Here is a 5,658-nt window from a genome sequence, read left to right as displayed (position 1 = left end):
GGTCTGCGCGGCGGCCATCCTCAATGGCTAGGACAATGCGCGTGCCCTATCTGGTCAGCGGTACCAACGAATATGGCTGCTCCAATCTCGGCCGCGGCAGCGCCACCGTCGCGCTGCGGCTGGCGCGGAAGCTGCTGCGCGAGGGCTACATGGACGTGCGCGTCTGCACGCCGCGCGGACGCGTGCTGCAATCGGACGAACTGGACGAACTCAAACCCCCACAGGAGACCGACGCCATGGCCAAGGGACAGCAACGCGGCAATCGCGAAACCAAGAAGCCGAAGAAGGACAAGACCAAGGTGATCGCAGCAGCACCGAGCCGCAAGGACGCGGTGTGGCAGCCTGACTTCGGACCGACGAAGAAGAAGTAGGAAGTAGCAAGCGGGGATTCTCACCCTCCCCTGGAGGGCAGGGCAATCGSATTTAAGKCSGTYGCTCTGCGGCCCATCCTTCGAGACGCCCGCCTTTGGCGGGCCCTCAGGATGAGGACGGAGTGTGCGGCAAATTTCGACCGGCAAAGATGCCGCTTAGCCTCATCCTGAGGAGACCGCGGAGCGGTCGTCTCGAAGGACGAGGCGCGCKCTCMGACCCYGCCAAGAAGYCATATGCGATTGCCCCGCCCTGGAGGGGGAGGGTAAGAACCCCCACCGTCTCCTCCCCGTCGCGCTTTTTTGCTATACTCGCCCCGGTAGCATTACCGGGAGGGGCCACCTGTGGAGCACGAGCGCAAGATCGAACCGAATACCGAACCGAAGAACCTCGTCATCTGCTGCGACGGCACCGGCAACGAGATCTCCGAGAACATCTCCAACGTCCTCAAGCTCTATCGCTGCCTGCGCAAGACCGACAAGACCTCGCCGCGGCAGATGGTGTTCTACGATCCCGGCGTCGGCACGGTGACGGAGCCGACGACGTGGCACCGCTTCAAGGCCAACGTCAACCTGGTGCTGGGGCTCGCCACCGGCTACGGGCTCGATGACAACGTGCTCAGCGCCTATCGCTTCCTGGTCGAGCACTACGCGCCGGGCGACAAGATCTATCTGTTCGGCTTCTCGCGCGGCGCCTATACCGTGCGCGTGCTGGCGGGGCTGATCCACAAGATCGGGCTGATCTCGCCGGAGCAGGCGAACCTCGCGGGCTCGGGCCTCGTCGCCTACAAGCAATATTCCGGCACCGGGCGCGGCAACGACATCGAGGACCTCAGCGATGTCGTTGTCGACGATCAGGGGCCGCTGCCGAAGGACACGTTCGACCTCGCCGCGCAGTTCGCGCGCATCACCTCCACGCGCTGGCCGACCATCCACTTCATCGGGGTGTGGGACACGGTGGCGAGCGTGATCGTGCCGCGGCGCGACAATTTCTTCTTCGTGTTCAGCCTGGAGGAGCTCGCCTTCACGCTGCGCAATCCGAGCGTAAAAATCTTCCGCCAGGCGATCGCGATCGACGAGCGGCGCTGCATGTTCCGCCTCAAGGAGTACGAGGAGCCGCAGGAGTATTGGCGCAACCGCTATGTGCCCGACGAGAAGAAGGAGCCGCAGGACATCCTGCAGGTGTGGTTCGCSGGCGTGCATTSCGACRTCGGCGGCGGCTATCCGGAGGCCGAGAGCGGGGAGTCGAAATATCCGCTCATCTGGATGATCGAGGAAGCCGCGAAGGCCGGCCTCAACTTCAACCCGCGCACCGTGAACCAGCTCGCCTGGGGCGTCCAGCGCAAGAACTCGCCGTTCCAGTATGTCCCGCCCGCCTACACCGGCAAGTCCGGCGAATTGCACAATTCGATGACTGCGGCCTGGCGGCTGCTGGAGTACCTTCCGAAGAGCGCGAAGTACAGGGAGTGGCCGGAGCGAAAAGTGTTTCTCGGCTTCTACATCCCCGATTGCGAGCCGCGCCTCATCCCCGAAGGCGCGCATGTGCACGAGAGCGTGGTGAAGCGGATGGCGGTGGAGCCGGACTACCGGCCGGTGAATTTGCCGAAGACGTACGAAACGGTGCCGATGCCGGTGCCGCCGCATGTGGGGGTGGCGGCGGAGGCGGAGACGGTGTGAGGGCTGCGCTCGCGCAACACCTTCTGCCGTCGTCCCGGCGAAGGCCGGGACCCATASYCMCAGGGAGCAGTTTGGCGAAGRCTCGTCGTTCGGTACTGCCACCTTTCACGGCCGAAAGATCACGCGGTATGGGTCCCGGCCCCCCGTGCGCAATTGCGCACTAGGCCGGGACGACAATGGTGATTGAAGCGCCGCAGCACCCCGCTACCGCCGCTTTCTCCATTCGCCGCTACTTTTCATTAAAATTCTCCCGCCCACCTTAGCCGGATCGCATCAACTCCCGCCGATCATTGCAACAGACCACCCGCGCTATCCGCGGAATTGGAGGAGATGTGCCAATGCATCCGCGAAGGTTCGCCCGTGTGAAGCCCGCAGGACTGGTGTCGCGCCAGGCCAAGATCATCACCGACCCGCGCGCGCCGGTGATCCCCTGCACGCTGATCGACTATTCGCCCGGCGGCGCCTGCGTCGATCTCGGCGGCCAGGTGAGCATCCCCGACCGGTTCGAGCTGCTGCACGTCAACACCAAGAAGCGCTGCCGCATCGCCTGGAAGCGCGGCACGCGGGTCGGCGTGGTGTTTTAGGGAAGCTGTCACCGTAACCGAATAATTCCCGCCGAGCACTCCGCTCTGCTCCCTCCCCCCTTGCGGGGGAGGGTTGGGGAGGGGGGTAGCCAAGCAAAAGGTGCGGGTCGCATGCGAGGCCGCGGCAACAGAGTTTCGCTCAACGCGATAGAGGACGCCGTGTGGCTCCCCCTCCCTAGCCCTCCCCCGCAAGGGGGGAGGGAACGCAGTGTGCTTCGCGGCGCTGTCTTTTCCAGAGCAACAAGCGACGCCTTACTTCCGCATCCGCGCCTTCGCGCCGGCGACGATCTGCATCGCGACGCCGGCGATCCAGCCGAACAGGACGAGCCAGGTCCAGACCATGTGCGGATCGAGCCGCAGGACGATGACGGCGACCGAGGCGAGCGCGGCGAGCGTGGCGCAGAGCGTGCCGGCGGAGCTCAAAAATTCCGCGGCGTCGATGGCGCTGTGCGCCTCGTCGAAGGGCAGCTGCGGCGTGTCGATACCGAGATAGAAACCGACCGCGCCCAAGCCCATCATCAAAAACAGGAAACCCTGCGTGGTGAGCGGAGCGATCGCCGATCCGACATAGGCGCCGACGAACAGCCCGCAGGCGGCCCCCGCCATCGCGAGACCCACGCGCTCCAGCACGTGAGCAGCGTTGCGAACGCGAAAACGCATGGCGGGCCTCCGTGAGGCGTTGAACGTTGCGAAGGTTAGGCCAGTTTTGCAGGGGGTGGAAGCTGAGGGAGGTTACGGATGCGTGAGGGGCGGCTGCGATCTCGCAACTAACCTATGGAGTTACTCCCTATGGTTATGCCGCCGTCCCCTCACCTCGCCCCGAACGTCGTCTTGCCGAACAGCGCTTTCTGCGTCGACGGCTGCGAGCGCCAGTATTGCGGCGGGGCTTCGACCTCGCCGCCGAGCTCGGCGGCGGCGTGCCAGCCCCAGCGCGGGTCGTAGAGCATGCCGCGGCCGAGCGCGATCATGTCGGCCTTGCCGGAGGCGACGATCTCCTCGGCATGCTTCGCGTCGGAGATCATGCCGACGGCGATGGTGGGCAGTCCCGTCTCGCGGCGGATGGCGTCTGCGAACTGCACCTGATAGCCGGGGCCGAGCGGGATCTTCTGCAGCGGCGAGACGCCGCCGGAGGACGCATCGATCCAGTCGATGCCGCGCGCCTTCAGCACGCTCGCGAATTCGAGGGTCTGCGCCAGATCCCAGCCGCCCTCGACCCAGTCGGTCGACGACACCCGCATGCCGATCGGCTTGTCGTGCGGGAACGCGGCGCGTACCGCGTCGTAGACCTCGAGCGGGAAGCGCATGCGGTTCTGCAAGCTGCCGCCATACTCGTCGGTGCGCCGGTTCGAGATCGGCGACAGGAACTGATGCATCAGATAGCCGTGCGCGCCGTGCAGCTCGATGGCGTCGATGCCGATGCGCTCGGCGCGTTTCGCGGCCTCGACGAAGGCCTCGCGGATGCGCATCAAGCCCGCGGCATCCAGCGCCAGCGGCGCGGCCTCGCCCTCCTTGTGCGGCAGCGCGCTTGGCGCCACCGTCTGCCAGCCGCCTTCACTGACCGGGATCAGCTGGCCGCCGTCCCAGGGCCGCGCGCTGGAGGCCTTGCGGCCGGCATGGGCGAGCTGCATCGCGACCGCGGTGGAGGAATGCTTGCGCACGGAGGCGAGGATCTGCTTCAGCGCGGCTTCGGCGGCATCGCTGTAGAGCCCGAGGCAGCCCGGCGTAATGCGGCCGATCGCCTCGACATGGGTCGCCTCGATGCAGAACATCGCAGCGCCCGACAGCGAAAGATTGTTGATGTGGGTGAAGTGCCAGTCGGTGGGAACGCCGTCCTCGGCCGAATACTGGCACATCGGCGACACCACGACGCGGTTCTTCAACGTCAGGCCGCGCAGCTTGATCGGGGAAAACAGGGCGCTCATGCGGGGAGTTCCGGGGGATGAGAGGGGAGATTAAGGGGAGTGTAGTGAGGGATCCGCGGATTTCCAGCGGCGCGACAAGCATGCCCGCCAGCGAGGCCATGCATTGCGCGCGTCATATGATCACAAGAGGCCCCTTGGCTGTCGCCAAAACCTCCGCTGTCATCCCGGGGCACGCGAAGCGTGAGCCTGGGATGACGATCGAATTTGGGGCCCCTACTCCAGCTCCTCGAACTGGCCCGCCCTGGGCTTGCCCATGCGGATGCGGCCGTCGGGCAGCAGCTCGCCGTCGGCCTCGGCGGAAAACTGGATGGTGGTGCGGCCGTCCTTCATCGCTGTCGCCTTGCCGAGCGGCCCGAGCTTGTCTGCGAGCGCGGCGTCGTCGAGCACGAACACGCGGTAGTCGGTGAGATGAAAGCGCCGCGGTGCCTGCCAGGTCAGCGCGGGGACCGATGTGCGCATATCGCCGTCGGTCTTGATATCGACGCTGCGGCCGGTCACGTCGCGGAACAGGTCCGGCGCATCGATGAGGCGCACGCGGCGGCCGTCGATGGCGTAGAGGTTCAGCGTGACGATATGGCGCTCGCTGCGGAAGGAGACGGCGACGGTGCGCGAATCGGCCGACCAGGCGGCGTGGAACGCATCCGGCGCGGTGTCGAGGATGTTGTCGTCGTTGACGTTGTCGAGCGTCATCAGCCGGCGATGGCCCGGCTCCGCCATCAGGTAGATGCGAAAACCCTCGCCACCGGTCTCGCCGCCGCCATGGGCTGCGACGGACAGCTTCCCATTCGGCGCGCGGCCGCCCTGGATGATGGCGTATTCGTTCTTTCCATACCGGTGCTCGGCCGTCGCAAAGGCCGGCGACAGCGCGGCGAGCGTGAGAGCAAGGGCGAGGATGGCGCGGCGGAAGGGCATGAGGGTGTGTCGCGATACGGGCGGCGAACGTTCACTCCACCAGCGTGAACTGGAGCAGCAGCGTACGCTGGAGCATTGAAAAATTGTCGTCCGAGACCAGCGTCAGCACGGTCTCGCCCGCGGGCGTGACGTGGGCGTCGATGCCTTCCATGTTGTCGATCTCCTGGCCGAGATCGGCCCTGAACAACGCAGGGC

General features: G+C 65.9%; 7 protein-coding genes. 3 read left to right on the top strand and 4 right to left on the bottom strand.

What is annotated here, in order from left to right:
* The 3 genes from AC1D00_RS23985 to AC1D00_RS23975 form a co-directional block, all read left to right on the top strand.
* Window positions 1-371 (top strand): hypothetical protein (locus AC1D00_RS23985; RefSeq protein WP_477012354.1); only part of this gene is annotated, 371 nt, incomplete at its 5' end.
* 342 nt (window positions 372-713) lie between these two features.
* Window positions 714-2,045, top strand: coding sequence for a DUF2235 domain-containing protein (locus tag AC1D00_RS23980; RefSeq protein ID WP_477012353.1), 1,332 nt, complete (start codon window positions 714-716; stop codon window positions 2,043-2,045).
* A 338-nt stretch (window positions 2,046-2,383) separates the two neighbouring features.
* Window positions 2,384-2,629, top strand: coding sequence for a PilZ domain-containing protein (locus tag AC1D00_RS23975; protein ID WP_027545230.1), 246 nt, complete (start codon window positions 2,384-2,386; stop codon window positions 2,627-2,629).
* Between the two features lie 252 nt (window positions 2,630-2,881).
* Here the strand turns inward: AC1D00_RS23975 and AC1D00_RS23970 are convergent, their stop codons facing one another.
* The 4 genes from AC1D00_RS23970 to AC1D00_RS23955 form a co-directional block, all read right to left on the bottom strand.
* Window positions 2,882-3,289, bottom strand: coding sequence for a hypothetical protein (locus AC1D00_RS23970; protein ID WP_477012352.1), 408 nt, complete (start codon window positions 3,287-3,289; stop codon window positions 2,882-2,884).
* A gap of 149 nt (window positions 3,290-3,438) precedes the next feature.
* Window positions 3,439-4,551, bottom strand: coding sequence for an NADH:flavin oxidoreductase/NADH oxidase (locus tag AC1D00_RS23965; RefSeq protein WP_477012351.1), 1,113 nt, complete (start codon window positions 4,549-4,551; stop codon window positions 3,439-3,441).
* Window positions 4,552-4,764: 213 nt separating this feature from the next.
* A complete protein-coding gene (locus AC1D00_RS23960) occupies window positions 4,765-5,463 on the bottom strand; it encodes a hypothetical protein (protein ID WP_477012350.1) in 699 nt (232 codons plus the stop codon).
* A 31-nt stretch (window positions 5,464-5,494) separates the two neighbouring features.
* A partial coding sequence (locus AC1D00_RS23955) for an esterase-like activity of phytase family protein (RefSeq protein WP_477012355.1) occupies window positions 5,495-5,658 on the bottom strand: 164 nt, incomplete at its 5' end.

It is taken from the genome of Bradyrhizobium sp. P2_E8, assembly GCF_056403875.1.
The sequence above is the reverse complement of the archived record's forward strand: the minus strand, read 5'-3'. Positions and strand labels throughout refer to the sequence as shown.

Bases quoted from the DNA above. Each gene is read 5' to 3' on its own strand.
- AC1D00_RS23975 (WP_027545230.1), top strand. From the start codon at position 2,384: ATGCATCCGCGAAGGTTCGCCCGTGTGAAGCCCGCAGGACTGGTGTCG.
- AC1D00_RS23970 (WP_477012352.1), bottom strand. From the start codon at position 3,289: ATGCGTTTTCGCGTTCGCAACGCTGCTCACGTGCTGGAGCGCGTGGGT.
- AC1D00_RS23965 (WP_477012351.1), bottom strand. From the start codon at position 4,551: ATGAGCGCCCTGTTTTCCCCGATCAAGCTGCGCGGCCTGACGTTGAAG.
- AC1D00_RS23960 (WP_477012350.1), bottom strand. From the start codon at position 5,463: ATGCCCTTCCGCCGCGCCATCCTCGCCCTTGCTCTCACGCTCGCCGCG.